Source organism: Pseudopontixanthobacter vadosimaris, assembly GCF_012979275.1.
Lineage (GTDB): Bacteria > Pseudomonadota > Alphaproteobacteria > Sphingomonadales > Sphingomonadaceae > Pseudopontixanthobacter > Pseudopontixanthobacter vadosimaris.
In genome coordinates, this window is sequence record NZ_JABASZ010000025.1 from 234,495 (window position 1) to 259,703 (window position 25,209).

Sequence of the window (25,209 nt, forward strand, 5' to 3'; positions counted from 1 at the left end):
TGCAACTGGGCTTTTGCGCCGGCATCATCCGACCCGGCAGCCTCTGCCGCTTTACACGGCGCAGGTGGCGGCGTAGCGCGCTTGCCCCATGAACGCATCGCATCTTACCGAGATCGTACAGGGTGATTCCATCCTCATCGTGGACTTCGGCAGCCAGGTCACGCAGCTGATCGCCCGCCGCGTGCGCGAAGCGGGGGTCTATTCCGAAATCGCGCCATTCAACGCCGCGCTGGAGGCTTTCCGCCGGATGCTGCCCAAGGGTGTCATCCTGTCGGGCAGCCCTGCCAGCGTCACCGATCCGGACGGTCCCCGCATCCCGCAGGAGGTGCTCGACAGCGGCTTGCCGATGCTGGGCATCTGTTACGGCCAGCAGGCGCTGACCCTGCAACTCGGCGGCGAGGTCATGGCCGGGGATTCCGGAGAATTCGGGCGCGCCTTCATCACCATCGAAGATGATTGCACCCTGTTCGACGGGCTGTGGCAGACCGGCGAAAAGCACCAGGTGTGGATGAGCCATGGCGACAAGGTGACGCGGCTTGCCCCCGGCTTCCGCCCGGTTGCGGCCAGTGCCGGTGCGCCCTTCGCCGTCATCGCCAATGACGAACGCCGCATCTACGCCATGCAGTTCCACCCCGAAGTGGTGCATACGCCCGACGGTGCCCGCCTGCTGGCCAATTTCGCGCATCGTGTCTGCGGCCTGGCGGGCGACTGGACCATGGCCGAATTCCGCAAGGCCAAGATCGCGGAGATCCGCGAACAGGTCGGCGGTGGCAAGGTCATCTGCGGCCTGTCGGGCGGGGTGGATTCCGCCGTGGCCGCCGTGCTGATCCACGAAGCCATCGGCGAGCAGCTAACCTGCGTCTTCGTCGATCACGGGTTGATGCGGATGAACGAGGCGGAGCAGGTCGTCACCCTGTTCCGCGACCATTACAACATCCCCCTCGTCCACAAGGACGTGGCCGATCTGTTCCTGGGCGGGCTGAAAGGCGTCACCGATCCCGAAGCGAAACGCAAGTTCATCGGCAAGACCTTCATCGACGTGTTCGAAGCCGAGGCGAAAGCCATCGGCGGCGCGGATTTCCTGGCTCAAGGGACACTCTATCCCGATGTGATCGAAAGCGTGTCCTTCACCGGCGGGCCGAGCGTCACCATCAAGAGCCACCACAATGTGGGCGGCCTGCCCGAACGCATGAACATGCAACTGGTCGAACCCTTGCGCGAATTGTTCAAGGACGAGGTGCGCGATCTTGGCCGCGAACTGGGTCTGCCCGATGTTTTCGTGGGGCGGCATCCGTTCCCCGGACCGGGCCTCGCCATCCGCATTCCGGGCGAGGTGACGCAGGAGCGGGCCGATATCCTGCGCAAGGCGGATGCCATCTATCTCGACGAGATACGCAAGGCGGGCCTTTATGACGCGATCTGGCAGGCCTTCGCGGTGCTGCTGCCGGTGAAGACCGTGGGCGTGATGGGCGATGGCCGCACCTATGACAATGTCTGCGCGCTGCGCGCGGTGACCAGCACCGACGGCATGACGGCGGATGTCTATCCTTTCGACGGAGCCTTTCTGGGCCAGGTCGCGACCCGCATCGTGAACGAGGTGAAGGGCATCAACCGGGTGGTCTATGACTATACCTCCAAGCCGCCCGGCACCATCGAATGGGAATAGTAAACAATCTGTGACACTGCCGGTTGCAGGCCTTGTAAAGTTGCGCCAAGCCGCTGAGGCCTGACCGCTGCAAAGGGCGTGTTGCCGAAGCTGGGCAGGGACAAACTTATGGACGGGGGACTTCTGGCGAGGCGCGAAAAGCGTCTGCTGAACAAGGCATTCGGCCTGCTGGACCCGGACCGGGCCGGTATCGCCCTGATCGATATCGGCGCGGCAGGTGCGATGCCCTCTCGTTTCGCGGCGGTTCGCGATCATGTCCATTATGTCGGCTTCGAACCCGACGCGCGTTCGCGCGCGGCTTTGCTCGCAAGGCCTCAACCCTGTCTCAGTTACGAAATTCTTCCCCATGCCATCGGTGCCGCCCAGGGCGAGGTCGCCTTTCACCTTTGCCGCAAGGGCGAGGTGAGTTCGACCTTTCGCCCCGATCGCGAATTTCTCGATCGATTCCCGGACCCCGCCCGGTTCGACATAATGGACACGGCATCCCTGCCGGTCATCTCTCTCGACGACGCCGGCATCGGGCGCTGCGATTTCCTGAAGGCGGACATACAGGGCGGCGAACTGGACGCCCTGCGCGCCGGTGTGCGGCTGCTCGAAAGCTGTTTCGGTCTGGAGCTGGAAGTTGAATTTCAGCCGCTTTATGCTGGGCAGCCGCTGTTCTGCGACGTTGCGAAATTCGCCGCCGCACAAGGTTTCGCTCTGGTCGATTTCGTGGATCTCACCCGCTGGACACGAAAGAGCGACGCCGTGAGCCGAAAGGAACTGGGCACCGAACGCTTCGGCCAGCTGGTGGCAGGCGATGCGCTTTTCCTGAAAATGCCGGAGAAAATACTGGCAGACCGGCACGATCAGGCTGCGTTGCGCCGTTATCTTGCGGTGCTGCTGGTCTACAGGCGGAACGATCTGCTTCTCTGGATGCTCGCACATCTGCCTGAAGAAGAAGCGTTTGCAAGCGACGCCCTCGCCGATTTATGTCGCCAGTTGACGAGGATCGTTCGTCATATCGATCGGACGCAGCGTCTTGCCAAGAGGCTGACGCTTGGAACGGCAGCAGCTTACAGATACCACCTGTTCTACTGAAGGTTGCGATCCATGGGCGTTTTGCCCCGCCGCGTCGCCAGACGGCACCTTTGCGGCCTCGCCCCGTGCAGCCGGGCGGCGCTACCAGCTGAATCCCGAGGCAACCGCGCGCTTCTCCGCCGCCGTGCTCAACCGGCCCAGCACCGGGTTGCGATGTGGAAATCGTCCGAAGCGCGCGATCATCCGGTGGTGGGAGCGGGCGAAATCCATGACGAAGCGCAGCGGCGGACGCGAGAAATAGCGCAGGCTGGCCTGCTGATCGGCGATATTTTCGGAATGCATCAGCGGCATGCCGAGAAATTGCCTTTCGTGGCGGTTCATCGCGGCATCCCAGCCCCTTCCGATCGCCCCTTTAGCGATTTCCTGTGCCAGAGGATCCCAATGGTAAGCCATGGGATCGTCACGAAAGATGTTGCGCGGCACCTGATCGAAGAGCAGAACGGATGCGAGTGCAAGCTGCGGGTCTGTCAGAAAGGTCTCCGCAAGCTGACCGCCAAGCGCAAGAAGGTCGGACCGGAACCGGCGCCGCAGCATGGCATCCACCGCCGGCGCGGGGTTGAACCAGTCGGGCGGATGCAGCCGATGAAACCAGACGTGCAGGATTTCCGCAGCCCACGGCCGCAAGGGCAGGCTCATCAGGCCCCGATCTGCCGGTTGCTGGACCCAAGGCGCGGCATCAATCCGCGCGACGGTACGGGATGAATTCGGTCAAAAACAGATTGCCGGAATACAGATTATTGCTGCGGTTGTGAGTCGTTACATTGTCCAGGCGGCAGAGACGCGTTCCGAATTGCCGTGACAGGACCAGATCGTCGTCGTCGATGGTTTCGGGTATTCTCGTGTAATTGACGTAGATCGTATCGCCAATTTCATAAACCAGCGCGGTGCGGTCGATCGACTCGAAATCGCGGATTCGATTCGAGGGGATGCAATTCTGCGGCGTACCGGCAACGCGCCCGTCGAGCAGCCGGGCGAGTTTCGCCTCGCCTTCGGTCAGGATCGTCTCCTCCGCCGCATGAGCGACCTGTGCGCCGGCCGGCAGGGCCGATATCGTCATCGCACTGGCAATGAACGCAGCCGCCCCGGCGATATTCATCCTGTTCGTCATGATCGGCTCCTTTCCCTCGTAACCCGCCGCCGCAACAGGAGTGCAGGACACGAGACCAGGCCGGACCCGGCCCGCTGTCTGTTCGCCGATCATGGCGGATGGCGAATGAACCAGGTCTGACAGCATGCTATCCTGACCCGCGCCGCGGGTCCGCCCGCCAGAAAGGCGGACAGGTCAAGCAGCGCAGGAATGGGGTAGTGTCTCATTTTGAAATTTGACGCGCATTCCACTCGTTCCCATATTATAGGGAGCTATGGATACATTTGCCAAAATTTTTGCCGATGCAAAGGCATCAAAGGCCGAAGCGTTAAAACAACTCGCGCAGTTGGACGCAGGCACGCTCAAAATCGTCAACGGTATGACCGAAGCTAATGCCCGCGAACTTCTGCGCCTGAGCATTGCTGACTATGACGCCATTATTGCTCGTCTAGGACCACGCGATAATGCCTAAAGGACCACAAGGACAGAAGCGCCCAGCCGATGTGATCGGCGCGGCTATTCGTGTCGCTCGTATCGCTACGGGCGAGGAGGACGACGACACGGAAACGGAGAAGCCTGATAAGACTGTTGGCAGCGAAGGCGGCAAGGCTCGCGCTGACAAGCTTTCCTCTGAACGCCGCAGTGAGATTGCCCGAAAAGCTGCTCAGAAGCGTTGGTCTAAGGACTAATCCTTGTCTCTAAATATGCTCACCACATTCGAATCCTGACGAAACTCGTCTTTGAGGATCGGCGCGGCGCGAGAGTCGGTTTCTTTGGCGAGCGTTCCTGGTTCAAGGTCGGCTAACTCCTCCAAGTCCGCTACTGGAAAAGGTAGTGCTTTCGTAATCTGGCTTGCGGACTGAACGCCCTCTTCCATAAGAAGCTCAAAGCTGCGCCGGATCAGATGCGGCTCCTCCTTTTCCAGCTTGTTGTCGAGCGGCTCGCCCTTACGCCAGCCGCGCCGATTGTAGTTGATCCACAGGCGGCGTGCATCGTCATCATCAATCAGATCAAGATGCTTGGACCGCATAATCATGGCGGCAACAGATGCACCCCATCGCTCTTTGAGAGTCAGAAATCCATCAAGTGAAGGCGCGTAAAGCTCACCTACAAACTCTGCTTCTGGCAACAGTATTGCCGATGCAATTTGGTCCGCCTGCTTTTCGGCTGCCTTGTAGAACGCGCGATCATTCAACCGCTTCTGAGAAATGTTCGCGTGGCAGATGATATGGACCAGTTCGTGCAACACATCGAAGCGCTGGCGACATGCGCTCGCTTTGTCCCGCGATAGCACGACGAACGGCACACCGAAGCGATCAGACCATTGAGAGAAGGCGTCGAGCTTGTCGACCCGGACATGAATCCGGGACATCAAGATGCCGTTCGTCTCTAGTTGCTCAATCGTATCAGGCATTGGGCCGGGCCGGATTTCCCAAAATTCCCGGATTTCGTCGGCCACACGTTCCACGAAATCGAGACTGCCAAAATGATCTTCTGCATGATCAATTTGAGGCACATTGAGGGCCGGAAGATCGAAATAGGACGCCAGATAATCAACGACTTCCTTCATCCATTCGAGACGGACTTCAGCGCGGTCGCGCGCAGTGGGTGGAGCCGACAGGCGACCACGCCAAAAGATCGGCTTCTCATTTCTAGCGGCCATAGGGCGAAAAAAGTAATCGTAGGGAACCTTCAAGATTGAGGCAAAACGATGGACCCCGTCGAGCTTGGGCGTCTGGCGATTGTTCTCATACTTTGAGACGGACTGAACGCTCAAATCCGCCAAGTCGGCAAACACGGTAGCACTAAGCCCGAGCGCCATACGCGCCTCGGCCAGCCGTTCACCGACGAAACCTTGTGCGATAACTGTCATTGTTATTCACCTGCTCCCGACGCCTCACCATCCTTGGGCTTCTTCCAAGGCATAGAACGCTTGGGCACGTCCTTCTTGGGCGCGGCGGGATATGCTTCGAGAATCTCGGTAACGGTGAACTCGGCGGCCCATGCCTTGCAGTCAGAGGCGGGAAGGCAAAACTGGATCATGCCCAACTTCTGCTCTTCCAGCCTGAAGCGGCGACCAATGGGGTTGTGGGCGATCAGGCCATAGAGGGTTGGCATCACGAAAGTGCCTTCCGGCTCATCGCCCAAATCAAGGCGGGGCAATTCCATCGAGTTGGCGAGACGCTCGCGAAACTTTGCGGGCTGCGGCAACATGCCGATTGCCTGCACATAGGATTGCGTCATGGCGACATCGCCGTTGCGGATATAGGCATGGCGGCGGTTGTTCTGGACGATCAGGCTCATGGTATGCGAGAGGCCATGCTTAATGGCGAGATCAACGATGAGCTTCTCCATCTGGAAATGGCGGCGCTGAAGGAGCAGGTCGATTTTTTGGTCCGGCAGCACGTTCTGGTCGGCATCGACATCAGCGTAAGCGATCATCGCAAGCGAACGCAGTTCAGACCAAAAAGACGCCGGAACATCCCGGACGATCATGGTCAGTGCTGTAGCCTTAAGGCGCTCATAGGCATCCATGCGCTCAATCAGCCGCATCGCGGACGTGTCGATTAACACTGTCTCAAAGCTGCTGGTGGAAGCCGGGGAGGCTGCTCTTGCCATCCATGACGAGAACGTGCGCGACGTAAAAGCGGGCCGGGTCCAGTGCGATGAAATCTGGTCGTTCTGCTATGCTAAAGCCAAGAACGTCTCGACCGCGAAAGCCGCTCCTGATGGTGCTGGCGACGTGTGGACGTGGACCGCTATCGACGCGGAAAGCAAGCTCATGGTGTCCTACTTCGTTGACGACCGTGGCGCGGAAAGCGCCATGATCCTGATGGACGATCTACGCGCTCGCCTCGCCAATCGGGTCCAACTCACAACAGACGGACACCGCGCCTATCTTGAGGCCGTGGAAGTCGCTTTCGGCGCGGACGTTGACTATGCCCAGCTCGTGAAGCTCTATGGCGAGCAAGGCGGCAAGGGCAGCGAAGTTCGCTACAGCCCCGCCGAATGCACTGGCATTCGCAATCGCCGTGTCGAAGGCAATCCCGACATCGCCCATGTAAGCACGTCGCACGTCGAGCGCATGAACCTGTCGATCCGTATGCAGAACCGTCGCTTCACGCGGTTGACTAATGCCTTCTCAAAGAAGCTCGACAATCACATTCACGCGCTGGCGCTCTATTTCGCGTTCTACAACTTCTGCCGCATCCACAAATCACTCAAGGTGACGCCCGCTATGGCAGCAGGGATCACCGACCGCCTGTGGTCGCTTGAGGACATTGTGGCTAAGATTGACGAAATGGCTCCGCCGCCAGCGAAACGCGGCCCTTACAAAAAGCGGGGAGAGAAAATTTCAAACTGAGACACTACCAGGAATGGCTTTCCAGGACTGGTCCAGCCCGATTGGCACGATGGCCTCCTACAAGAAGCCCGGAAGCGGTCCGGAAGCATTCTTATGAAGCCGGCGAGCCAAGCACAGGTGTATCTACAGGGTCAGGACGGCGTTGATGCGCCGGTCATTCCGGCCTTGTCGTCCTTCACCAGTTCGACATCGGTGGCATGGTCCGGGTCGGCGGGGCCATGCTTCAGGATGAATCGCCGGTCGCAATAGCCGCAATCGACATATCCAGTCTCGTCAATTGCAAGAAAGACGCGGGGATGACCAAGCGCGGCAGGGCGCACCCGCTTCGTGCCGCGAATCGCGCCCGCACCGTCGCAGCTGGCGCGGCGCGTTTCGACGATCGTTATTTCGGGTGGCGGTGTCCTCATGCACCCCGCGTTAATGCCGCAGGGCAGCAAATTCAACGCTGCAGATTGCGGTCAGTCATATTCGATCCGCACTTCGAAAGGCGCCGCATAGACGCCGGGCAACTGGCCCGGATTGATCGTGATCGTCCCGCCGATACGAAAGGCAAAAGCCCCGCTGGCCGCATCGATCCGGTATTTGACGAATCCCTTGCCCTGCCCGGTACGGCGCATCTCCGGCGTGCCGTCGACCACCATGTTGGTCAGCTGAATGTCGGCACCCGGACCGTTCAGCGTCAGCTTGTTGCCGCCCGGCAGCTTGATCCGCACTTGCCGGCCGCTTTCGCCATAGCCTGCAAATTCGGCATATTGGCAGATGCCGCTATGGCCCAGACGGGCGCTGGGGATGCAGCTGTTGTTCCTCGTCGCCGTCATCCGCACCGTGCCGCCCGCACCATTGGTGAGGACATAGCCGAAATCCATGTCCTTCAGCTTGGTCATGGTCAGTTCTTCGATCACGACTGTCCGGGCCTGCGACAGGGTCACGGTCTGCGCCTTGGCCGGCGCGGCTGCCATGATGGCGGCTATGGCGATGCACACCACACCGCTTCCCACCGCGGAGAGCGCCTGGCGCACCGGAAACGGAAAGAAGCGAATCACCTCGCGTTTGAACGGATGGACGGCCATTGTGCCGCTACAAATAGCGAAAGCCCGTTAATGTATGTTTAGCGCCTGCCGGAGTGGTCCTGCTTGAACGGTATACGATTCTGCGCTCTTTACGAAAGCCGCATGCGCCCCCTAGGGCAGCAGCATGGATCCTGCCCACGCCCCGCCGCCCGCCATCCGCATCCGCGATGTCGTCAAACGCTATGCCGGAACCGGGGGCGGGGAAGGCAAGCTGGCGCTGAAGGGCGTCAGCTTCGACGTACCGCAGGGCGGCATTTTCGGCCTGCTCGGCCCCAATGGCGCGGGCAAGTCCACGCTGATCAACATCCTGGCCGGGCTGGTCACGAAATCGCAAGGGTCGGCCGAGATCTGGGGCTTCGATATCGACCGGAACCGCCGCAATGCCAAGCGGTCGATCGGGATCGTGCCGCAGGAAATTGTCTTCGACCCATTCTTCACGCCTTTCGAGGTTCTGGAGAACCAGGCCGGCTTCTACGGCGTTCCGAAGAAGGAGCGCCGGTCGGAGGAATTGCTGGCCGCCGTCCATCTTTCGGACAAGCGCGACGCCTATGCCCGGACGCTGTCGGGCGGGATGAAGCGCCGCCTGCTGATCGCCAAGGCGATGGTCCATTCCCCGCCCATCCTGGTGCTGGACGAACCCACGGCCGGGGTCGATGTCGAATTGCGGCGGCAATTGTGGGAACTGGTCGGATCGCTCAACGCGGAGGGGGTGACGGTCGTGCTCACCACGCATTACCTGGAAGAAGCGGAACAGCTTTGCGACAATATCGCCATCATCAATCACGGCGAACTCATCGCGAACAAGCCGACCCGCGAGCTGGTCGACATGGCACGGGAAAAGATCGTCGAGGTCACGCTGGATGCTCCGCTGCACGCTGCGCCGCGGGATGCGGAATTCGCCAAGGTCGAACTGCTCGACCCCCGCCGCGTGGCGATCACCTATGACAAGGACCGCATCACCGCCGGCCAGGTGCTGAACCGGTTGCAGGAGCAAGGCATGCGGATCGAGGACGTGATCACGCGCGAGGCGGATCTGGAGGATGTGTTCGTCTCGCTGACCAGCGCAGCCGCAACCGGCACCGACCGGGTGAGCGAGACCGCGCGATGATCCACGACGTCCTCATCATCGGTTCGGGTGCGGCGGGGCTGACGGCGGCGCTGGCGCTGGCGGAAACGCGCAAGGTGCTGGTGCTGGCCAAGGGGTCGCTCACCGGGGGCAGCACCGCGTGGGCGCAGGGTGGGATCGCCGCGGTGCTGGATACCGGCGATACGTTCGAGAACCACATCCGCGACACGATGGTGGCGGGCGCCGGCCTCAATCGCCGCGAAACGGTGGAATATGTGATCGAACAGGCGCCCGGTTCGATCCAGCGGCTGGTCGATCTCGGCGTACCCTTCAACGGGACCGGCAGCGACCTGCATCTGACGCGGGAAGGGGGGCATTCCCACCGCCGGATCGTCCATGTCGACGATGCGACCGGCTGGGCCGTTCAGGAAGCCTTGCTGAACGCCGCCATGGCACATGACAACATCACCCTGCTGCCGGGCCGTGCCTGCATCGATCTGATCACCGGGCGCAATGCGGAACGCTATTCCGGATCGGGCCGCATCTGGGGCGCCTATGCGGCGGATGAGTCCACCGGCAAGGTCGAGGCCCATGTCGCCCGCGCGACGATCCTGGCGGCGGGCGGGGCGGGGCGGTGCTACCGCTTCTCCACCGCACCGCGCGGCGCGACCGGCGATGGCATCGCCATGGCGTGGCGGGCCGGCGCGCGGGTGGCCAACATGGAATTCATGCAGTTCCACCCGACCTGCCTGTATAATCTGGAGGTGAAGAACTTCCTCATCACCGAGGCGGTGCGGGGCGAAGGCGGACATCTGCTGCACCCGGAAACCGGGCGCCGCTTCATGCCCGATTACGATGAACGCGGCGAACTTGCGCCCCGCGACATCGTCGCCCGCGCCATCGACGACCAGATCAAGCGCTACGGCCTCGATTTCGTGAATCTCGATATCAGCCACAGGCCGCCGGAATTCGTGCGCGAACATTTCCCGACGATCCATGACAAGCTGCTGGGCCTCGGCATCGACATGACGCGGCAGCCGATCCCCGTCGTGCCGGCGCAGCATTACACCTGCGGCGGCGTCATCGTCGATCTGGACGCCCGTACCGACCTGCCGGGCCTGTGGGCGGCGGGGGAATGCACCGAAAGCGGTCTGCACGGCGCGAACCGCCTGGCGTCGAACAGCCTGCTCGAATGTTTCGTCTTTGGCGAGGCGGCGGCGCGCGACATCAATTCCTGCTGGACCGATCTGGACGAACCGCCCGCCATCCGCGAATGGGACGAAAGCCGCGTGACCCATTCCGACGAGGAGGTGGTCATCAAGCAGAACTGGACGGAAATCCGCCGCTTCATGTGGAATTATGTCGGCATCGTGCGCAGCACCAAGCGGCTGGAACGCGCCGCGCGCCGGATTGATCTGCTGGGCCGCGAGATCGATGAATATTACGGCGCTTTCCGCGTCACCACCGATCTGATCGAACTTCGCAATCTGCATCAATGCGCCGAACTGATCGTGCGGAGCGCACTCAGCCGCCATGAAAGCCGCGGGTTGCATTTCACGCTGGATTACCCGGAGACGGACCCGGTAGCGCGCGATACCGTGCTGGTGCCTTGATCGCTGCCATCAAACCCGACAGGAATTCTCCGGGCAATGTTCGACATGGACAGAGATAACGGGCGGAGAGGGGAAAGGACTGATGGCGCAGATCAAGGCGAATGACATCACGCTGGAATATGAGGATTACGGTGACGAGCGCGCGCCGCCGATCCTGCTGATCATGGGGCTGGGCGCGCAGCTGACGCTGTGGCCCATGGAACTGGTGGAGGCGCTGACGGAGCGCGGTTTCAGGGTTATCCGCTATGACAATCGCGACATCGGCCTCAGCGAGAAGTTTGATTCCGCGGGCGTGCCTTCCATTCCCCTGACCGTGTTGAAAGCGCGTTTCGGCCTGAAGCCGCGGGTTCCCTATACCCTCTCGGACATGGCGGCGGATGCAGTCGGACTGCTGGACGCGCTGGACATTCGCAAGGCACATATCGTCGGTGCGTCGATGGGCGGGATGATCGCGCAATTGGTGGCGGTGGAACACGCCGAGCGCACCGCCAGCCTGACCTCGATCATGTCCACGACCGGGCACCGCCGCCTGCCGCAAGCCGAGAAGGGGGCGCTGGCGGCGCTGACCGCCAGGCCGAAAAATACCGAGATGCCGAATATCCTCGCCCATGGGAAGCGCCTGTCCAGAGCCATCGGCAGTCCGGCCTATCCCGCTGCCGAGGACAGGCTCGAACAGAATATCCGCGCCAATTTCGAACGCAGCTTCCATCCGCAGGGCCTGCCGCGGCAACTTGCCGCCATCCTTGCCGATGGCGACCGGCGCGAGCGGCTGGCCGATGTGAAGGCCCCGACGCTGGTGCTGCATGGCGAAGCCGACCCGCTGGTGAAGGTGGAGGCAGGTCGCGACACCGCCGCGCATATACCCGGTGCGGAACTGAAGATCATTCCCGGCATGGGCCACGATCTGCCGGTCGAACTGGTGGAGGAGATCGCCGACGCCGTGGCGGCACACGCGCGAAAAGCCGCCTGAGCCATTCCGCATGAATAAGGCAATTGTGCCTTTTTCCGGAACAGCGTAAGCCCCGCGGCGTTGGTCGGATGAATATGGCAGAAAAATGGCGCCGATCAGACGAACGCCTCTCTGCCCGCAAGTCTAGGAAGGACGAGAATTATGAAGAAGATGACATTTGCTGCCCTGCCCGTATTCGCGCTGCTGGCCGCCTGCGGCCCCGATTCGGCTGTCGAGGAACGCGGCGATGCGCTCGAAGAGCAGGCCGATATCGTCGAGGAACGCTCCGACATGCGGGCTGATCAGCTTGAAGATGCAGCCGATAACGCCATGACCGAAGCTGGCGAAGCGACGCTGGACGCCCGTGCGGATGCTGTCGAGGAAGCTGGCGAAGTCCGTGCCGACGCAATCAACGAGCGCGCCGACACGATGGAATGATCGCCGCGAACCGGGCTGGGGCTACGCTCCGGACCGTTCATGCACGTGAAGGGGCTTCGCCGCGGCGAGGCCCCTTTTTGTTTGCGCTGCCCGGCTCCGCCCTGCCGGATTATTTTTCCCCGATGCGATTTTCCGCTTGCGCTGCCTGCGACCCAAGGATGATCCACGCGCCGCGCTGGATGGCGAGAACAAATTACCAACAAAAATTTGCGCTGCCCGACTTTTGTGGTGCTTGCAGCACGTCAAATTGGCACATAAGGTATGTAGTTAAGGAGCGCACCACCATATCTAGTGGGCAGCGAATGGAGGGTAAAAATGATTGCTCGAAAGAAGCCAGTTGAAGTCGCGGGCTATGTAAACCGACATTTATGTGTTGTGGATAACTTGACTGGCGCCATCAAATTTGAATGGTGGTCAGTCCGCAATGACGACGCCGATGATGACGATTTTCTGGAGTGGAACGGCGACTCTTCGGTCAACACTTGCCCATTTTAGATGGCTCACAGCCTTCAACTTAGCTGACCAAGAGCCTGCGAGTGAGTCGGGTATAATCCATGACAGGAGGCATTCTTCCGCGTCTTGACAGGTGATATTATTCCGCGCAATTATACCATCCATAGCAGCGAGCAACGGGCCGATGCCCCATCATCTTGTGGTGCTCACTGCATAGCAATTGAGAATCAAAGTTACGCACCGTCTGTCACTCGACAGGTGAATGCTGGCTTACGCTCTCAAAATGGAGGGTATGTACATGGCGTTCCACGAAGGTTTCGACGAGGAGGTCATGCTGGAAAGGAGCCAGAGTATAGATCCCATAAACAGTAAAAATATGGGCCGTGGCGCAGTAGCAGTTACGGATAACAATATGAGTAACTTGGAAAGACGCGATAGCGGATCGGATGACCTGGTGGACGAAAAAGCCGCCGAGGTTCTGACCGATGCCCTGGCCGGCACCCTTGCCGAGGCAGCGCGCGCCAATGTCGCGACGAATGGCAAGGGCGTCGATGACAGCAAGAAGATCAACGATCGCCGATTTACCGTGGTGACCGATGATTCTCGTGACGATCTCCTGACCGATTTCGGCAAGGAGACGCTGATCGACCGCTATCTGCTGCCGAATGAGAGCTTTCAGGATCTGTTCGCCCGCGTGGCCGATGCCTATGCCGACGATCAGGACCATGCCCAGCGGCTGTATGATTACATCTCGCGCCTGTGGTTCATGCCCGCGACGCCCGTCCTGTCCAACGGCGGCACCCATCGCGGCCTGCCGATCTCCTGCTATCTCAATTCCGTCGAGGACAGCCTGGAAGGCATCGTCGGCACCTGGAATGAAAATGTGTGGCTTGCCAGCAAGGGCGGCGGCATCGGCACCTATTGGGGCCATGTGCGCGGCATTGGCGAGCCTGTGGGCCTCAACGGCAAGACCAGCGGCATCATCCCCTTCGTGCGGGTGATGGACAGCCTGACGCTGGCGATCAGCCAGGGATCGCTGCGGCGCGGATCGGCCGCCTGCTACCTCGACGTATCGCACCCTGAAATCGAGGAATTCCTCGAAATCCGTAAACCCTCGGGCGATTTCAACCGCAAGGCGCTGAACCTGCATCACGGCGTGTTGCTGACCGACGCCTTCATGGAAGCGGTGCGCGCGGGCGAGAAATTCGACCTCACATCGCCCAAGACGGGCGAAGTTCGCGCCACGGTGGATGCGCGCAGCCTGTTCCAGAAGCTGGTGGAAACGCGCCTCGCCACGGGCGAACCCTATATCGTCTTTTCCGACACCGTGAACCGGATGATGCCCAAGCATCACCGCGATCTCGGCCTCAAGGTGTCGACCTCCAATTTGTGCAGCGAAATCACGCTGCCAACGGGCCGCGACCATCTGGGCAACGACAGAACGGCGGTCTGCTGCCTGTCCTCGCTCAACCTGGAAAAATGGGACGAATGGCACAGCGACAAGCGCTTCATCGAGGATGTGATGCGCTTCCTAGACAATGTGCTGCAGGATTACATCGACCGGGCGCCGGACGAAATGGCGCGGGCGAAATATTCCGCCAGCCGCGAACGCAGCGTGGGGCTGGGCGTGATGGGCTATCACTCCTTCCTGCAGGCCAAGAACATCCCGCTGGAAAGCGCGATGGCCAAGGTCTGGAACCTCAAGATGTTCAAGCACATCTCGGCCGGGGCGGACGAGGCATCCATGATGCTGGCGCATGAGCGCGGACCGTGCCCCGATGCCGAGGATATGGGCGCGATGGAGCGCTTCTCCTGCAAGATGGCGATCGCGCCCACCGCGTCTATCAGCATCATCTGCGGCGGCACCAGCGCGTGTATCGAGCCGATCCCGGCCAATATCTACACCCACAAGACGCTGTCGGGCAGCTTCGTGGTGAAGAACCCCTATCTGGAGAAATTGCTGCGCGAAAAGTCGAAGGATTCGACCAATGTGTGGAACTCGATCCTGGAGAAAGCCGGTTCCGTCGCGCATCTCGACTTCCTGACGGCGGAGGAGAAGGCGACCTTCAAGACCAGCTTCGAGATCGATCAGCGCTACCTGCTGGAATTCGCCGCAGACCGCGCGCCCTTCATCGACCAGGCGCAGAGCCTCAATCTGTTTATCCCCGCCGATGTCGACAAATGGGATCTGGCGATGCTGCATTTCCAGGCGTGGGAGAAGGGCATCAAGTCGCTCTATTACCTGCGGTCGAAGAGCGTCCAGCGCGCAGGATTCGCCGGCGGTGTCGAGGCCGACAATACGACCGAGGCGACGAAGTTCGAACTCGCCGCGGGCGAGCAGACCGATTACGAGGAATGCCTGAGCTGCCAATGACGGCAGGCATGCGGCGACGCGTTCTGCCGAAAGGCAGCGCAGCGCATCGATTGCCGTGAACCTTGTTTGCAGGAAACAGCAGCATGACAGTCATGATTATTGCATTGTTGCTGGTCGCGCTGCTGGTTCTGCGACGATCGCGGCGGACCGAGGATGCGGGCAAGGCGAAGATGTTGCGCCGCACGGCGCTGGCGCTGGCGGTACTCGCGCTGATTGTCGCGATCGTGGATGCAGCCGACATGGCGCTCGATCATGCGGATGAAGAGGTTCCGACGCTGACGGGCGACCGCCTGCCGTGATCCCCCTGCAATCGGCTGCCGGCAGCACCGCTGCATCGCGCTCCGCCGACAAGCTGCGTTCACGCGCGGCATGATCATGACCATCATCTTCTATCTGCTGGGCCTCGCCCTGCTTCTGGTGATGGCCTATGTCCTGTGGAGCGGCGTGGGGCGGCGGCGGCCTGCCATCGCGCGGGCATTCGCACTGGTGGTGCTGGCGGTCGCTGGCTGGATCGTCTGGCAGCTCTTCGAAATTCTGTTCTGACCCGGACGCAAAAGGGCGGAGAACGAGATTTCGGCGCAGAAATTGGAACCCCCAACCTCACCGTCGTGAGGCTGGGGGCCCTTTTGCTACCGGCCTTGCGACACGGTAGAAACTCTATGTCCTGCAGATGCTCAGGACTCTAATTCTCAAGACGATGCCTTGTTCCCAAGGCCGTCTGGAATTCGCGCGCCGGCCTTTAGATAGACGCGGTTGTCGTCGATGCGATCGACGGCGTCCATGGGGATGAAGTGGTGCATGGAATCGGCGGCGTCCGTCTTGGTCAGCTTGATGTTGTCGCCTTCCACCTCGTCGACGGTGCCGACGTGCTGGCCGGACGAATCGGCGATTTCCATGTGTTCCTTGATGCGGATCTTCTCGAACATGCAGGTTTCCTCGTTTGTATTGGTTCTCATGAAAATGAACGGCACAGGATCGGCGGAGTTCCATCACCGCGCTGTTCAGTCCCGGCGGCAGGCTCCTGATGGGCGATCTAGCTGTCCGGTCCTTCATAGAGGGCACGGTTGCCGTCTGCACGGGCCACCCCGTCTGGCGTATCGGTCAGCCCCGGCTTGCCCTTGTCATGCGCCTCTACGCCGTCCTCGTCCGCGGATTCGTCCTCTCCGTCTCCCTTTGCTGCGGCGTCTTTCTCGCTCTCGCCATCCTCGTTGCGGCTGTTGCCATAGCCGGTCTGGGCCTTGCCATCGGACTGCTGTTCCGCCTGTGCACGGCGGCGATCCGTGTCGCCGGGCTGCTCCTGTTCGGCGGGAGTGGAGATGTCGGGGGCCTGTTCGGGTGCGGCATCCGCAATCGTGCCGCCCACCTGCTGCCGCGGCGCGGCAGAGTCATTATGCCCGATGTTGGAGGGCTGGTTCACCTCATATTGATCGTAATGCGGGCGGGGGTCGCCGGGCGTTCCCGATGCACCCTGTGGCTGGTTACCGGCGAGGGGGGACCCTTCAGGTTGCTTCGAGTTGATCTCCCGCGTTCCACCAGGTTTCTTTTCGGTGCCCTGCGATTGCGACTGGCCATTCTGTGACTGCGATTGCTGCGCCTTCTGCTGCTGCTGCGGCAGCCTCTTGCCGTCGCCGGGGGCCGGTACCGCCTCATTGGTCGCGGCGGGCTTCCTGTCCTTGTGCTCGGCGTCCTCGGCACGGGCGCGCGCTTCGCCTTCGCGCGGGCCGGTGCGCGGCGGTTCGCCGGGCGTGTCGCCGGGGTTGAGAGTGACCTTGCGGCTGTCGTCGGGTTCATATTCGCCCATGGGAATCGTCCTTTTCGCTATGCTGGTTGCGGCGCGGACGCCGCCTTTACCCAGACAACGGGCGGGCTGGTGCTTGAGTTCCGCGACCGGGGCCGATGGGAAAGCGCGGCGGGCTGCGGGATACGCCGATTGCAACCCCGGAAATGAAAAGATCGGGCCGGACTTATCCCCGCCGAAAGGATAGGGTCAGCCTTCGAATCGCCGCCATGATTCCCTATATGTACCAGAATCGTTTTTCCCACGGAGACACCACATGTCGTTGCTCGAAGCCCGCAAGACCTACAAGCCCTTCGAATATCCGTGGGCTTACGATTTCTGGAAACGCCAGCAGCAGATCCACTGGATGCCCGAAGAAGTGCCGCTGGGAGAGGATTGCCGCGACTGGGCGCAGAACCTGTCCGCGCATGAACGCAACCTGCTGACGCAGATCTTCCGTTTCTTCACCCAGGCCGATGTCGAGGTGCAGGATTGCTACCACGAAAAATACGGCCGGGTGTTCAAGCCCACGGAAGTGAAGATGATGCTGGCGGCGTTCAGCAACATGGAAACGGTGCATATCGCCGCCTATTCCCACCTTCTCGACACCATCGGCATGCCGGAAAGCGAATATGGCATGTTCCTCGAATATGAGGAGATGAAGGACAAGCACGATTATCTGCAGCAGTTCGGCGTCGACAATGACGAGGATATCGCCCGCACGCTGGCGATGTTCGGCGGCTTCACCGAAGGGCTGCAACTGTTCGCCAGCTTTGCGATGCTGATGAACTTCCCGCGCTTCAACAAGATGAAGGGCATGGGGCAGATCGTCAGCTGGTCGGTGCGCGATGAAAGCCTGCATTGCGAAGGCATCACCCGCCTGTTCCACGCCTTCTGCCAGGAACGCGACTGCCTGACCAAATCGGTGAAGCAGGACATCATGGACACCTGCCAGACGACCGTGCGGCTGGAGGATGCCTTCATCGACCTCGCTTTCGAGGACGGCCCGGTTCCCGGCATGACGCCGAAGGAAATCAAGAAATACATCCGCTACATCGCCGACTGGCGCCTGTCGCAGCTGGGCCTGCCGGCGATCTACATGGTGGAAGACCACCCGCTGCCGTGGCTGACCCCGCTGCTGAACGGCGTGGAACATGCCAATTTCTTCGAAACGCGCGCGACCGAATATTCCAAGGGCGCAACCACCGGCAATTGGCAGGACGTGTGGAGCAGCTTCGACAAGCGCCGCAAGGCAAAGGGCGGCGAAGCGAACGACACGGAGGAAAGCGCCGACCAGGGACCGGGCCTGTTCGGCGACAGCATCACGGTGGCGGCGGAGTGAACAGTTTTGCGGGAGGATGGCTTGACACGTGACAAGAACGGTTAGAAGATCTTGTTATGTTCTGTGATGAAAAACTCGTGTCACCCGGTCTTGATCTTGTTCGTGCCGCGGCAGGAACAAAGTTCGGGACAGTTCTGGCCGATCCGCCCTGGCAGTTCCAGAACCGCACTGGCAAGGTAGCTCCCGAGCACAAGCGCCTTAACCGTTATGGTACCATGAAGCTGGAAGAGATCTGTGCCTTGCCGGTTCAGGACATTACATCTGATCCGGCTCATCTCTACATGTGGGTTCCCAATGCGCTGCTTCCCGATGGATTGCGAGTCATGGAAGCTTGGGGGTTCCGCTACATTTCGAACATCGTGTGGCACAAGATCCGCAAGGACGGAGGCTCGGACGGACGGGGCGTCGGATTCTATTTCCGAAACGTGACCGAGATTCTACTTTTTGGAGTGAGGGGCAAAAACGCGAGAACGCTCGCTCCCGGGCGCAGCCAGGTGAATATGATACAGAGTCGCAAGCGTGAGCATAGCCGAAAGCCAGACGAACAATATGACATCATAGAAGAATGCAGTTGGGGGCCGCGTATCGAATTATTCAGTCGCGGCAAACGTGACGGCTGGACGGTTTGGGGTAATCAGGCTGACGATGAATACAGGCCGACGTGGGATACATACAGGTATAACAGCGCCGCGCTTCCCGCAGAATAATCTGGTTCAGTCCTCCACATAGAGTGCGGGTCTGATCGCGAATGTCAGAACCGGGCAGCCGCCTCCGCCTCCCCCTTCAAGTCGTGGCCATAACTTGCTGTGATGAGTGGTCGAAGCACCATAGCTTGCGCCCTTTCCCAACGCTTTGAATATGGTCTGTAACTCGGTAGATCGGGTGATTATGACGCCCACATCCATGACTCTGAGATCAAACAACAAGCGAAAATTGTTGAGATCACGGTCGTAGAATGGATCTTTATTGTTCCATTCGACTTCGACACCCACCCTGCCTTTGAAGCAGTCGACGCTGTGCGTCGGTGTCTCGTACGAATTATCATCAACTTCTATCTTCGTTTCAAATTTCCGCTCAACCCAACCTTTGTCGTAGAAAGCCTTGTCAATCCTCCCCGCAATTGGGGACTTGGCTCCACCAGCCGTGGTAACTTCTGATCTGAGCAGTCTGAAATTGCGGAGTATCTGAACGATTTCTGCCCATTCTTCGGGTGCTGCCGTCTGCAAGACCCCAGTCGCGTTCCGCCACTCTTTAACGTGGTAAAGCTGTCGCAGATCTTCAGGAACAAGGTGCTCGGTTGACATTCTCCGCCGTTACCAGAAATTGTCAAAGCCCCAAGCGATTTAGCGTCGCATCACCCGCACCAGTCGATTGAACTCGGCCAGCGGTCGGACAGGCCTTCGGCGATCAGCACTTCGCCCAAATCCTGTCCATCGCGGCTGACGCGGCGGAGGAGGCGGCCGTAGCGGTCGCGGTTTTCGTCGCCGGGGTTCAGGGTCAGCGCGAAGGGCCCCTCGTTCAGCAATTCCTGCATCCGCACCGTGGCCGCTTCGCCCAGTTCGGCTTCGCGGGCGCAGCCGGGGCTGCTGATTTCAGGCGTGTCGATAGCGGCGAAGCGGATTTTCTCTCCGCCGAACCAGATCGTGTCGCCGTCCACGACGCAGTTCACCCTTTTCCCGCTGCCGCAGCGGGTGAAATTTGCCGAATGAATGTCGGCAGGCGAAGCCCCTGCAAAACCGCCTGCACCCGGCTGCTGCGCCTCGAGCCCGGCAGAAGGAGACGACCGGCTGAGCGCCGTTTCCTCCTGCGGGGGCGGAGCGCCCGGCGGCTGCGGCAGGGTGTCGGGGTCGCGCGCGCCCTGCCAGATCGTCCAGGCAATTATCGCCGCCACCAGCAGCAGCAGCGGCAGGATGCGGCGAAGCAGTCCGCCTCCCTTCCTGCCCGACTGGCCGAAGCGCGGGGTTTTCGCCGCGCCATAGTCGCGCGCAGTCGTCCAGCGCCCCTTGCGGCGGCGTTTCTTCGGAAACTTGACGATCCTGCTCATCGCGGCATCCATACAGCGCGGCGGATGCTTGGCAATTCGCTATCCGCGCCTTCAGCGGAAACCCCGCGATCAATAGACGGTGGACATCTCGGCGATAGTCGCGATCACCTCGCCCCGCATGGCCCAGCCCTTGCGGGGGCCGGTATCCACCCTCGGCGCCAGCCGCCGGGGCAGCGGATCACGCTCGACATTCTCGTGCCCTCTACGGGTTAGCGGCAGGCCGACAGCACACCGACAGCACACTGGCAGCGGAACCGCAACTTCACGCGGCCGTTCAAGGTGCGATTGAAATTGGGGAGGCCGATGGATGACCGATAAAGAGGATCCCGTAGCGTCGCGCGCCAAATGGATTTGGGTCGTATTGCTCGTGTTGCTGGCAATCGCGCTGGTCGCATGGTTTCTGAACCCGAATCCTGGCGCTGACGATATCGTGCCGGCCGATGCTCCCGTCACGATGCAGGAACCACTCACCGACCCATCTACCCCCGATACCGGTCCTGCCGCAGAAACGGGAGCGGTCATGCTGGGGCAGGTGGACCGGATGATCGGCCGGACGATCGAACTGCCCGGTGTCGCCGTCAACCGCGTGGTGGGGGACGAGGCCTTCACCATCGGCACCGGCACAGCGGAAACGCTGGTGATGTTCGATGAAACGCGCACACCCGCCATGGCGCGCGAAGGGATGAAGGACATCGCTCCCGGCAGCCGCGTGACCGTGACCGGCACCGTGCGCTCGCTCGACGGGATGGAACTGCCCGACAGCATAAGCAACGACCTCGCCACCGGCGAACAGGTCTATATCGCGGCCGGCAATGTCGCGACGATGAAGTGAAGCAGCTTCCCGTAAGGCGCAGCAACCGCTAGGCGGCAGGGCGGCGGGCAGTCCTGCCCGGAACGAGGCTGGCGAAGGGGCGGCAATGGCGAATTCGGAAGATCGCAGATTTCTTGCCAAGGCGGAAACGCTGATCGAGGCGCTGCCCTATTTCCAGCGCTATGCCGGGCGGACGTTCGTCGTGAAATATGGCGGTCATGCCATGGGCGACGAGGGCGCCGCGCGCGATTTCGCCGAAGATATCGTGCTGCTGAAGGCGGTCGGCATCAACCCCGTCGTCGTGCATGGCGGCGGGCCGCAGATCGGGGCCATGCTGAAGAAGCTGGGCGTCGAATCCCGCTTCGTCGACGGGTTGCGCGTCACCGACCGGCAGACGGCGGAGATTGCCGAGATGGTCCTGTCGGGCGCGATCAACAAGCAATTGGTCGGCTGGATCGCCAATGCGGGCGGCACCGCCATCGGCATCAGCGGCAAGGACGGCAATCTGGTTACCGCGACCCGGATCGAGCGCAAGACGCGTGACCCCGACAGCAATATCGAGAAGGCGGTCGACCTCGGCTTCGTGGGCGAACCGACCCGCATCGACACGACGATCATCGACACCGTGAGTGCGGCGGGCATGATCCCCGTCATCGCGCCGATCGGTTCGGGCGACGATGGCGAAACGTACAATATCAACGCCGATACCATGGCGGGCGCGGTCGCCGCAGCCCTGGGCGCGGCCCGCCTGTTCCTGCTGACCGATGTGGCGGGGGTGCTGGACGCAGAAGGCGAGCTGATCACGGACCTCACGCCCTCTGCCATCGCGGCCCTGAGCGAGCGCGGCACGATCAGCGGCGGCATGATCCCCAAGCTGGAAACCTGTGTCGCCGCCGTGGAATCGGGCTGCGATGCGGCGGTGGTCCTCGACGGCAGGGTATCCCACGCCATGCTGCTGGAATTCTTTACCTCGCGCGGGGCGGGAACCTTGATAAGGGCGGATTGAAACGATGCGAGTGCTGTCACCTTTAGCCCTTGTCCTCCTGGCCGCTCTTCCGGCCTGCGGAGCGTCGGATGCGCCTGCCGCACCAGCGGATCGCGAGATGTTCGCTGCCGGCGAGGGCGATCTGAACAGCCGCGATTGCGGCGACGTGCTGGCCTATTATGCCGCGGCCATAGACGCGAAGCGGTTCGACCGGGCGGCGCGGGTATGGGGCAGCAGCCGGGGCGTGAGTGCCGGTCAGCTCAGGAAACTTCACGAGGGCTGGGGCCACCCGATACTCGAAGTGGGCGATCTGCGGATGGAAGGGGCGGCGGGCACTACCTATTGCGAGGCGCGGGTCACCTTGCTGTTCGAGGGAGCAACTGCCGACAAGGATGTCGTCAGCGCCCCGCGGCGCGGAACGATCACGCTGGTGCGCGCCGATGACGTACCGGGCGCAACGCCCGAACAATTGCGCTGGACCATCCGCGAAAGCACCCTGCTCGAACCCATGGAGCGCGTCGGCGAGAACAGCCCGGCCTGATAGCGGATTATGCGGTTGATAGCGGGGCGCGGCCTCCTGTAGAAGGCGGCCCGAACCTGCCCGCCCTTTCCATTCTCGCATCAAGGTATCCGCCCCGTGTTTCTGATTACCCTGCTCCAGATCGTCGAATTGCTGACCAGCGTCCTGTTGATGCTGATCATCGTCCAGTTCGTCATCGGCCTGCTGTTCGCCTTCAATGTCGTGAACCAGTCAAACCAGTTCGCCGCCACGGTCTATAATTCGATCAACACGCTGCTGGAGCCGGTGCTGGCGCCGATCCGGCGTATCCTGCCGCGAACGGGGGCCATCGATTTCAGCCCGCTGGTTCTCATCATCATCCTGCAACTGGTGGAAATCGTCCTGCGCAATGTCGCCGTGGCGGCGGCATGACCGCGCAGATCATCGACGGTAAGGCATTCGCTGGAAAGCTGCGGGACAAAATCGGCAGGGTCGCCGCGGAGTTTGAAAGCGAGGCGGGGCGAAAGGCGGGTCTCGCGGTCGTTCTGGTCGGCTCCGATGCGGCGAGCGAGGTTTACGTGCGCGCCAAGGGGCGGGCGACCGTCGCGGCGAACATGGCGAGTTTCCAGCATCGACTGCCCGCCGATATCGCCCAGGCCGATCTGCTGGCGCTGCTGGAGCGGCTGAACGGCGACCCGGCCGTCGACGGCATCCTCGTGCAATTGCCCTTGCCGGGAGAGCTGGACGAACAGGCGATCATCGCCGCGATTTCGCCAGACAAGGACGTGGACGGGTTCCATGTCACCAATGCCGGGCGTCTCGCCGTCGGACAGGAAGGGTTCGTTCCCTGCACGCCGCTCGGCTGCATGATGATGCTGACCGACCGGATGGGCGATCTGTCGGGCAAGAGTGCCGTAGTCGTCGGACGGTCCAACATCGTCGGCAAGCCGATGGCGCAATTGCTGCTCGACGCCAATGCGACTGTGACCATAGCGCATAGTCGCACGAAGGATCTGGCGGATGTGGTGCGCGGGGCGGATATAGTGGTGGCAGCGGTGGGCCGGCCCGAAATGATCAGGGGCGACTGGATCAAGCCCGGCGCTACGATCATCGATGTCGGGATCAATCGCCTGCCGCCTGAAAATGGTGCGGAGAAGGGCCGGCTGGTCGGTGATGTCGCCTTCGCTGAAGCGGCGGAACACGCGGCTGCCATCACCCCCGTTCCGGGCGGGGTGGGCCCGATGACGATAGCGGTGCTGCTGCGGAACACGCTGGTGGCCGCCTATCGCAACGAGGGTTTGACCCTTCCCGAAAACGCGCTGTGAGGCGGGGCGATATCACTCGTCGCGCCATTCTAGCATCGGCGGGGGCGATGCTGGCGACGCTTGCACTCAGCGCCTGCGCTGCGGGCGGCGATCCGCGCGACCGTTTGCGTGCCGTGGCCAAGCCCGGTGAAGTGGTGGCGGCGGAACTGGCCATGGCCCGCGCCATGCGCGAGGATGGGTCGCTGGAAGGTGCGACGGATTTCGCGGCTTCGGGCGTCGCAGCGGCGCAAATCGCGGCAAACGCGCCGCGCGTCGCCAGATCGCAGCCGCGCCTGATCCTGGCAAGCTGCGACGGAACGCTGTCCGTCGCGAAAGGCGAATGGCAGGGCGCAGACGGCGGTTCCGGCACCTACGACACGGTGTGGCAGCGCCAGTCGAATGGCAATTATCGCTGGGTCATGCGTCTCTTCCAAATTGGAATCCCGTTTGCCGAGCCGGACGATTTCATCGCCACGCGCGTCGCCTCCTGCGACAATCTCGCCGCGATACCGTCTCGCATTGCAGGAGCGGGTGCGGGCGCATCGAGCGACGGAACCCTGCGCTGGCGCTCGTCCGCTACTGCCGATGGAACCGCGAAGATCTCGGTCGAAATGTGGGATGGTGCGACATTCGAGAAAGCGGAGCAGCCCTGATGATCGAATTGTTCATTTCGGCTTTCGTTACGCTGTTCGTCGTCATCGACCCGCCCGGCTGCGCGCCGATCTATGCGGGCCTGACCGCCGATGCGACGACGCAGCAGCGCCGCAACATGGCGACCCGCGCCGTCGGCATCGCCGCGATCATCCTCGTCCTTTTCGCGCTGTTCGGCGAGGAATTGCTGAACGCCTTGCATATCGAGCTCGATTCCTTCCGCATCGCAGGCGGGATCATGCTGTTCGTCATTGCGCTGGAGATGGTGTTCGAAAAACGCACGCAGCGGCGCGAGGAGCGGGCGGAACAGGTGCTGGCGGACGAGGTGGAGGACGTCTCCGTCTTCCCCATGGCGATGCCGATGCTGGCCGGGCCCGGCGCGATCGCCACCATCATGCTGCTGACCAGTTCCGACAGCGATCCGCTGGCGACGGTAGTCGTGCTGGGTGCGCTTGCGCTGGTGCTGGTGCTGACGCTGGCGGCGTTGATCGCGGCAGGGCCGTTGATGCGGCTGCTGGGCGACAAGGTGGAAGCGGCGATCACTCGCCTGCTGGGCGTCCTGCTGGCCGCATTGGCCGCACAATATGTGATCGACGGGTTGCGGGCCAGCTTCGATATCTGACCGCGTAATGCGGG

The 25,209-nt window shown here is 61.5% G+C and carries 30 protein-coding genes and 1 pseudogene; 20 read left to right on the forward strand and 11 right to left on the reverse strand.

What is annotated here, in order from left to right:
- Positions 1-88: 88 nt before the first annotated feature.
- Together guaA and HG250_RS06215 are read left to right on the forward strand one after the other, a co-directional pair.
- Positions 89-1,666: a glutamine-hydrolyzing GMP synthase gene (gene guaA / locus HG250_RS06210; RefSeq protein ID WP_170003796.1), complete on the forward strand. Its 1,578-nt coding sequence runs from the start codon at positions 89-91 to the stop codon at positions 1,664-1,666.
- Positions 1,667-1,774: 108 nt separating this feature from the next.
- Complete coding sequence (locus tag HG250_RS06215) at positions 1,775-2,746, forward strand: FkbM family methyltransferase (RefSeq protein WP_170003798.1); 972 nt, start codon at positions 1,775-1,777, stop codon at positions 2,744-2,746.
- A gap of 81 nt (positions 2,747-2,827) precedes the next feature.
- Here HG250_RS06215 and HG250_RS06220 read toward each other — a convergent pair whose 3' ends face one another.
- The gene (locus tag HG250_RS06220) at positions 2,828-3,382 is read right to left on the reverse strand and encodes a DUF924 family protein (protein WP_170003800.1); all 555 of its coding nucleotides are present in this window, start codon (positions 3,380-3,382) and stop codon (positions 2,828-2,830) included.
- 40 nt (positions 3,383-3,422) lie between these two features.
- Positions 3,423-3,854, reverse strand: coding sequence for a hypothetical protein (locus HG250_RS06225; RefSeq protein WP_240956935.1), 432 nt, complete (start codon positions 3,852-3,854; stop codon positions 3,423-3,425).
- A 253-nt stretch (positions 3,855-4,107) separates the two neighbouring features.
- On the opposite strand from HG250_RS06225, the gene HG250_RS06230 reads away from it, so the two are divergent.
- Positions 4,108-4,305 carry a hypothetical protein gene (locus tag HG250_RS06230; protein WP_170003802.1) on the forward strand — a complete coding sequence of 66 codons (198 nt, stop codon included), beginning with the start codon at positions 4,108-4,110 and terminating at the stop codon, positions 4,303-4,305.
- Positions 4,306-4,518: 213 nt separating this feature from the next.
- Here the strand turns inward: HG250_RS06230 and HG250_RS06235 are convergent, their stop codons facing one another.
- The gene (locus tag HG250_RS06235; RefSeq protein ID WP_170003804.1) at positions 4,519-5,706 is read right to left on the reverse strand and encodes a helix-turn-helix domain-containing protein; all 1,188 of its coding nucleotides are present in this window, start codon (positions 5,704-5,706) and stop codon (positions 4,519-4,521) included.
- Between the two features lie 2 nt (positions 5,707-5,708).
- A complete protein-coding gene (locus HG250_RS06240; protein WP_240956936.1) occupies positions 5,709-6,386 on the reverse strand; it encodes a hypothetical protein in 678 nt (225 codons plus the stop codon).
- On the opposite strand from HG250_RS06240, the pseudogene HG250_RS06245 reads away from it, so the two are divergent.
- A pseudogene (locus HG250_RS06245) lies at positions 6,364-7,197 on the forward strand (IS1 family transposase); the annotation flags it as partial. The gene HG250_RS06240 and the pseudogene HG250_RS06245 overlap by 23 nt on opposite strands.
- A gap of 131 nt (positions 7,198-7,328) precedes the next feature.
- On the opposite strand, the gene HG250_RS06250 reads toward HG250_RS06245, so the two are convergent.
- The gene (locus HG250_RS06250) at positions 7,329-7,604 is read right to left on the reverse strand and encodes a zinc-finger domain-containing protein (protein WP_170003806.1); all 276 of its coding nucleotides are present in this window, start codon (positions 7,602-7,604) and stop codon (positions 7,329-7,331) included.
- 51 nt (positions 7,605-7,655) lie between these two features.
- Positions 7,656-8,267 (reverse strand): DUF4402 domain-containing protein, encoded by a 612-nt coding sequence (locus HG250_RS06255; RefSeq protein WP_170003808.1) that lies wholly within the window; start codon positions 8,265-8,267, stop codon positions 7,656-7,658.
- A gap of 124 nt (positions 8,268-8,391) precedes the next feature.
- Here HG250_RS06255 and HG250_RS06260 point away from each other — a divergent pair, with 124 nt between their 5' ends.
- The 7 genes from HG250_RS06260 (at position 8,392) to HG250_RS06290 (ending at position 15,703) form a co-directional block, all read left to right on the forward strand.
- Entirely contained in the window at positions 8,392-9,375 is a 984-nt protein-coding gene (locus tag HG250_RS06260; RefSeq protein ID WP_170003810.1) for an ABC transporter ATP-binding protein, read from the forward strand.
- Entirely contained in the window at positions 9,372-10,946 is a 1,575-nt protein-coding gene (nadB, locus tag HG250_RS06265; protein ID WP_170003812.1) for an L-aspartate oxidase, read from the forward strand. The genes HG250_RS06260 and nadB overlap by 4 nt, the downstream gene beginning before the upstream one ends.
- Before the next feature lie 82 nt (positions 10,947-11,028).
- The gene (locus HG250_RS06270) at positions 11,029-11,916 is read left to right on the forward strand and encodes an alpha/beta fold hydrolase (protein ID WP_170003814.1); all 888 of its coding nucleotides are present in this window, start codon (positions 11,029-11,031) and stop codon (positions 11,914-11,916) included.
- Positions 11,917-12,057: 141 nt separating this feature from the next.
- Entirely contained in the window at positions 12,058-12,333 is a 276-nt protein-coding gene (locus tag HG250_RS06275) for a hypothetical protein (protein ID WP_170003816.1), read from the forward strand.
- Positions 12,334-13,198: 865 nt separating this feature from the next.
- On the forward strand, positions 13,199-15,160 hold the full coding sequence (locus HG250_RS06280) for a ribonucleoside-diphosphate reductase subunit alpha (protein WP_240956937.1): 1,962 nt from the start codon (positions 13,199-13,201) through the stop codon (positions 15,158-15,160).
- 83 nt (positions 15,161-15,243) lie between these two features.
- Positions 15,244-15,459, forward strand: a complete 216-nt coding sequence (locus HG250_RS06285) for a hypothetical protein (RefSeq protein ID WP_170003818.1) — start codon at positions 15,244-15,246, stop codon at positions 15,457-15,459.
- 70 nt (positions 15,460-15,529) lie between these two features.
- Positions 15,530-15,703, forward strand: coding sequence for a hypothetical protein (locus tag HG250_RS06290; RefSeq protein WP_170003820.1), 174 nt, complete (start codon positions 15,530-15,532; stop codon positions 15,701-15,703).
- Between the two features lie 146 nt (positions 15,704-15,849).
- Here HG250_RS06290 and HG250_RS06295 read toward each other — a convergent pair whose 3' ends face one another.
- Both HG250_RS06295 and HG250_RS06300 read right to left on the reverse strand, forming a co-directional pair.
- Complete coding sequence (locus HG250_RS06295) at positions 15,850-16,086, reverse strand: DUF2171 domain-containing protein (RefSeq protein WP_170003822.1); 237 nt, start codon at positions 16,084-16,086, stop codon at positions 15,850-15,852.
- Between the two features lie 107 nt (positions 16,087-16,193).
- On the reverse strand, positions 16,194-16,961 hold the full coding sequence (locus HG250_RS06300; RefSeq protein WP_170003824.1) for a hypothetical protein: 768 nt from the start codon (positions 16,959-16,961) through the stop codon (positions 16,194-16,196).
- A 253-nt stretch (positions 16,962-17,214) separates the two neighbouring features.
- Here HG250_RS06300 and HG250_RS06305 point away from each other — a divergent pair, with 253 nt between their 5' ends.
- The gene (locus HG250_RS06305; RefSeq protein ID WP_170003826.1) at positions 17,215-18,279 is read left to right on the forward strand and encodes a ribonucleotide-diphosphate reductase subunit beta; all 1,065 of its coding nucleotides are present in this window, start codon (positions 17,215-17,217) and stop codon (positions 18,277-18,279) included.
- Between the two features lie 56 nt (positions 18,280-18,335).
- Positions 18,336-18,986 (forward strand): MT-A70 family methyltransferase, encoded by a 651-nt coding sequence (locus tag HG250_RS06310; protein ID WP_170003828.1) that lies wholly within the window; start codon positions 18,336-18,338, stop codon positions 18,984-18,986.
- Between the two features lie 6 nt (positions 18,987-18,992).
- On the opposite strand, the gene HG250_RS06315 is transcribed toward HG250_RS06310, so the two are convergent.
- The 3 genes from HG250_RS06315 to HG250_RS06325 all read right to left on the reverse strand — a co-directional run bounded on the left by HG250_RS06315 (position 18,993) and on the right by HG250_RS06325 (position 20,566).
- Positions 18,993-19,583 carry a BglII/BstYI family type II restriction endonuclease gene (locus tag HG250_RS06315; protein WP_170003830.1) on the reverse strand — a complete coding sequence of 197 codons (591 nt, stop codon included), beginning with the start codon at positions 19,581-19,583 and terminating at the stop codon, positions 18,993-18,995.
- 50 nt (positions 19,584-19,633) lie between these two features.
- Positions 19,634-20,323, reverse strand: a complete 690-nt coding sequence (locus HG250_RS06320) for a thermonuclease family protein (protein ID WP_170003832.1) — start codon at positions 20,321-20,323, stop codon at positions 19,634-19,636.
- A gap of 69 nt (positions 20,324-20,392) precedes the next feature.
- Positions 20,393-20,566, reverse strand: coding sequence for a hypothetical protein (locus HG250_RS06325; RefSeq protein WP_170003834.1), 174 nt, complete (start codon positions 20,564-20,566; stop codon positions 20,393-20,395).
- Positions 20,567-20,630: 64 nt separating this feature from the next.
- Here HG250_RS06325 and HG250_RS06330 point away from each other — a divergent pair, with 64 nt between their 5' ends.
- From HG250_RS06330 to HG250_RS06360, 7 genes are all read left to right on the forward strand, one after another.
- Complete coding sequence (locus HG250_RS06330) at positions 20,631-21,155, forward strand: hypothetical protein (RefSeq protein WP_170003836.1); 525 nt, start codon at positions 20,631-20,633, stop codon at positions 21,153-21,155.
- A gap of 85 nt (positions 21,156-21,240) precedes the next feature.
- Positions 21,241-22,140, forward strand: coding sequence for an acetylglutamate kinase (gene argB, locus HG250_RS06335; protein WP_170003838.1), 900 nt, complete (start codon positions 21,241-21,243; stop codon positions 22,138-22,140).
- A 10-nt stretch (positions 22,141-22,150) separates the two neighbouring features.
- Complete coding sequence (locus HG250_RS06340; protein WP_170003840.1) at positions 22,151-22,660, forward strand: hypothetical protein; 510 nt, start codon at positions 22,151-22,153, stop codon at positions 22,658-22,660.
- Between the two features lie 96 nt (positions 22,661-22,756).
- Positions 22,757-23,050, forward strand: coding sequence for a YggT family protein (locus HG250_RS06345; RefSeq protein WP_170003842.1), 294 nt, complete (start codon positions 22,757-22,759; stop codon positions 23,048-23,050).
- Positions 23,047-23,943 (forward strand): bifunctional methylenetetrahydrofolate dehydrogenase/methenyltetrahydrofolate cyclohydrolase FolD, encoded by an 897-nt coding sequence (gene folD / locus HG250_RS06350; RefSeq protein WP_170003844.1) that lies wholly within the window; start codon positions 23,047-23,049, stop codon positions 23,941-23,943. Before HG250_RS06345 ends, folD begins: the two co-directional genes overlap by 4 nt.
- Positions 23,940-24,575: a hypothetical protein gene (locus HG250_RS06355; protein WP_170003846.1), complete on the forward strand. Its 636-nt coding sequence runs from the start codon at positions 23,940-23,942 to the stop codon at positions 24,573-24,575. The genes folD and HG250_RS06355 overlap by 4 nt, the downstream gene beginning before the upstream one ends.
- Positions 24,575-25,195, forward strand: a complete 621-nt coding sequence (locus HG250_RS06360) for a MarC family protein (protein WP_170003848.1) — start codon at positions 24,575-24,577, stop codon at positions 25,193-25,195. The genes HG250_RS06355 and HG250_RS06360 overlap by 1 nt, the downstream gene beginning before the upstream one ends.
- Positions 25,196-25,209 lie beyond the last annotated feature (14 nt).

Coding starts and splice junctions, on each gene's coding strand:
- HG250_RS06360 (WP_170003848.1), top strand. CDS start 24,575: ATGATCGAATTGTTCATTTCGGCTTTCGTTACGCTGTTCGTCGTCATC.
- HG250_RS06220 (WP_170003800.1), bottom strand. CDS start 3,382: ATGAGCCTGCCCTTGCGGCCGTGGGCTGCGGAAATCCTGCACGTCTGG.
- HG250_RS06215 (WP_170003798.1), top strand. CDS start 1,775: ATGGACGGGGGACTTCTGGCGAGGCGCGAAAAGCGTCTGCTGAACAAG.
- HG250_RS06260 (WP_170003810.1), top strand. CDS start 8,392: ATGGATCCTGCCCACGCCCCGCCGCCCGCCATCCGCATCCGCGATGTC.
- HG250_RS06305 (WP_170003826.1), top strand. CDS start 17,215: ATGTCGTTGCTCGAAGCCCGCAAGACCTACAAGCCCTTCGAATATCCG.
- HG250_RS06290 (WP_170003820.1), top strand. CDS start 15,530: ATGATCATGACCATCATCTTCTATCTGCTGGGCCTCGCCCTGCTTCTG.
- HG250_RS06275 (WP_170003816.1), top strand. CDS start 12,058: ATGAAGAAGATGACATTTGCTGCCCTGCCCGTATTCGCGCTGCTGGCC.
- HG250_RS06295 (WP_170003822.1), bottom strand. CDS start 16,086: ATGTTCGAGAAGATCCGCATCAAGGAACACATGGAAATCGCCGATTCG.
- HG250_RS06320 (WP_170003832.1), bottom strand. CDS start 20,323: ATGAGCAGGATCGTCAAGTTTCCGAAGAAACGCCGCCGCAAGGGGCGC.
- HG250_RS06230 (WP_170003802.1), top strand. CDS start 4,108: ATGGATACATTTGCCAAAATTTTTGCCGATGCAAAGGCATCAAAGGCC.
- HG250_RS06315 (WP_170003830.1), bottom strand. CDS start 19,583: ATGTCAACCGAGCACCTTGTTCCTGAAGATCTGCGACAGCTTTACCAC.
- HG250_RS06225 (WP_240956935.1), bottom strand. CDS start 3,854: ATGACGAACAGGATGAATATCGCCGGGGCGGCTGCGTTCATTGCCAGT.
- HG250_RS06270 (WP_170003814.1), top strand. CDS start 11,029: ATGGCGCAGATCAAGGCGAATGACATCACGCTGGAATATGAGGATTAC.
- HG250_RS06280 (WP_240956937.1), top strand. CDS start 13,199: ATGAGTAACTTGGAAAGACGCGATAGCGGATCGGATGACCTGGTGGAC.
- HG250_RS06330 (WP_170003836.1), top strand. CDS start 20,631: ATGACCGATAAAGAGGATCCCGTAGCGTCGCGCGCCAAATGGATTTGG.
- HG250_RS06250 (WP_170003806.1), bottom strand. CDS start 7,604: ATGAGGACACCGCCACCCGAAATAACGATCGTCGAAACGCGCCGCGCC.
- HG250_RS06235 (WP_170003804.1), bottom strand. CDS start 5,706: ATGACAGTTATCGCACAAGGTTTCGTCGGTGAACGGCTGGCCGAGGCG.
- nadB (WP_170003812.1), top strand. CDS start 9,372: ATGATCCACGACGTCCTCATCATCGGTTCGGGTGCGGCGGGGCTGACG.
- HG250_RS06310 (WP_170003828.1), top strand. CDS start 18,336: ATGTTCTGTGATGAAAAACTCGTGTCACCCGGTCTTGATCTTGTTCGT.
- argB (WP_170003838.1), top strand. CDS start 21,241: ATGGCGAATTCGGAAGATCGCAGATTTCTTGCCAAGGCGGAAACGCTG.
- folD (WP_170003844.1), top strand. CDS start 23,047: ATGACCGCGCAGATCATCGACGGTAAGGCATTCGCTGGAAAGCTGCGG.
- HG250_RS06240 (WP_240956936.1), bottom strand. CDS start 6,386: ATGCGGCTGATTGAGCGCATGGATGCCTATGAGCGCCTTAAGGCTACA.
- HG250_RS06285 (WP_170003818.1), top strand. CDS start 15,244: ATGACAGTCATGATTATTGCATTGTTGCTGGTCGCGCTGCTGGTTCTG.
- HG250_RS06300 (WP_170003824.1), bottom strand. CDS start 16,961: ATGGGCGAATATGAACCCGACGACAGCCGCAAGGTCACTCTCAACCCC.
- HG250_RS06255 (WP_170003808.1), bottom strand. CDS start 8,267: ATGGCCGTCCATCCGTTCAAACGCGAGGTGATTCGCTTCTTTCCGTTT.
- guaA (WP_170003796.1), top strand. CDS start 89: ATGAACGCATCGCATCTTACCGAGATCGTACAGGGTGATTCCATCCTC.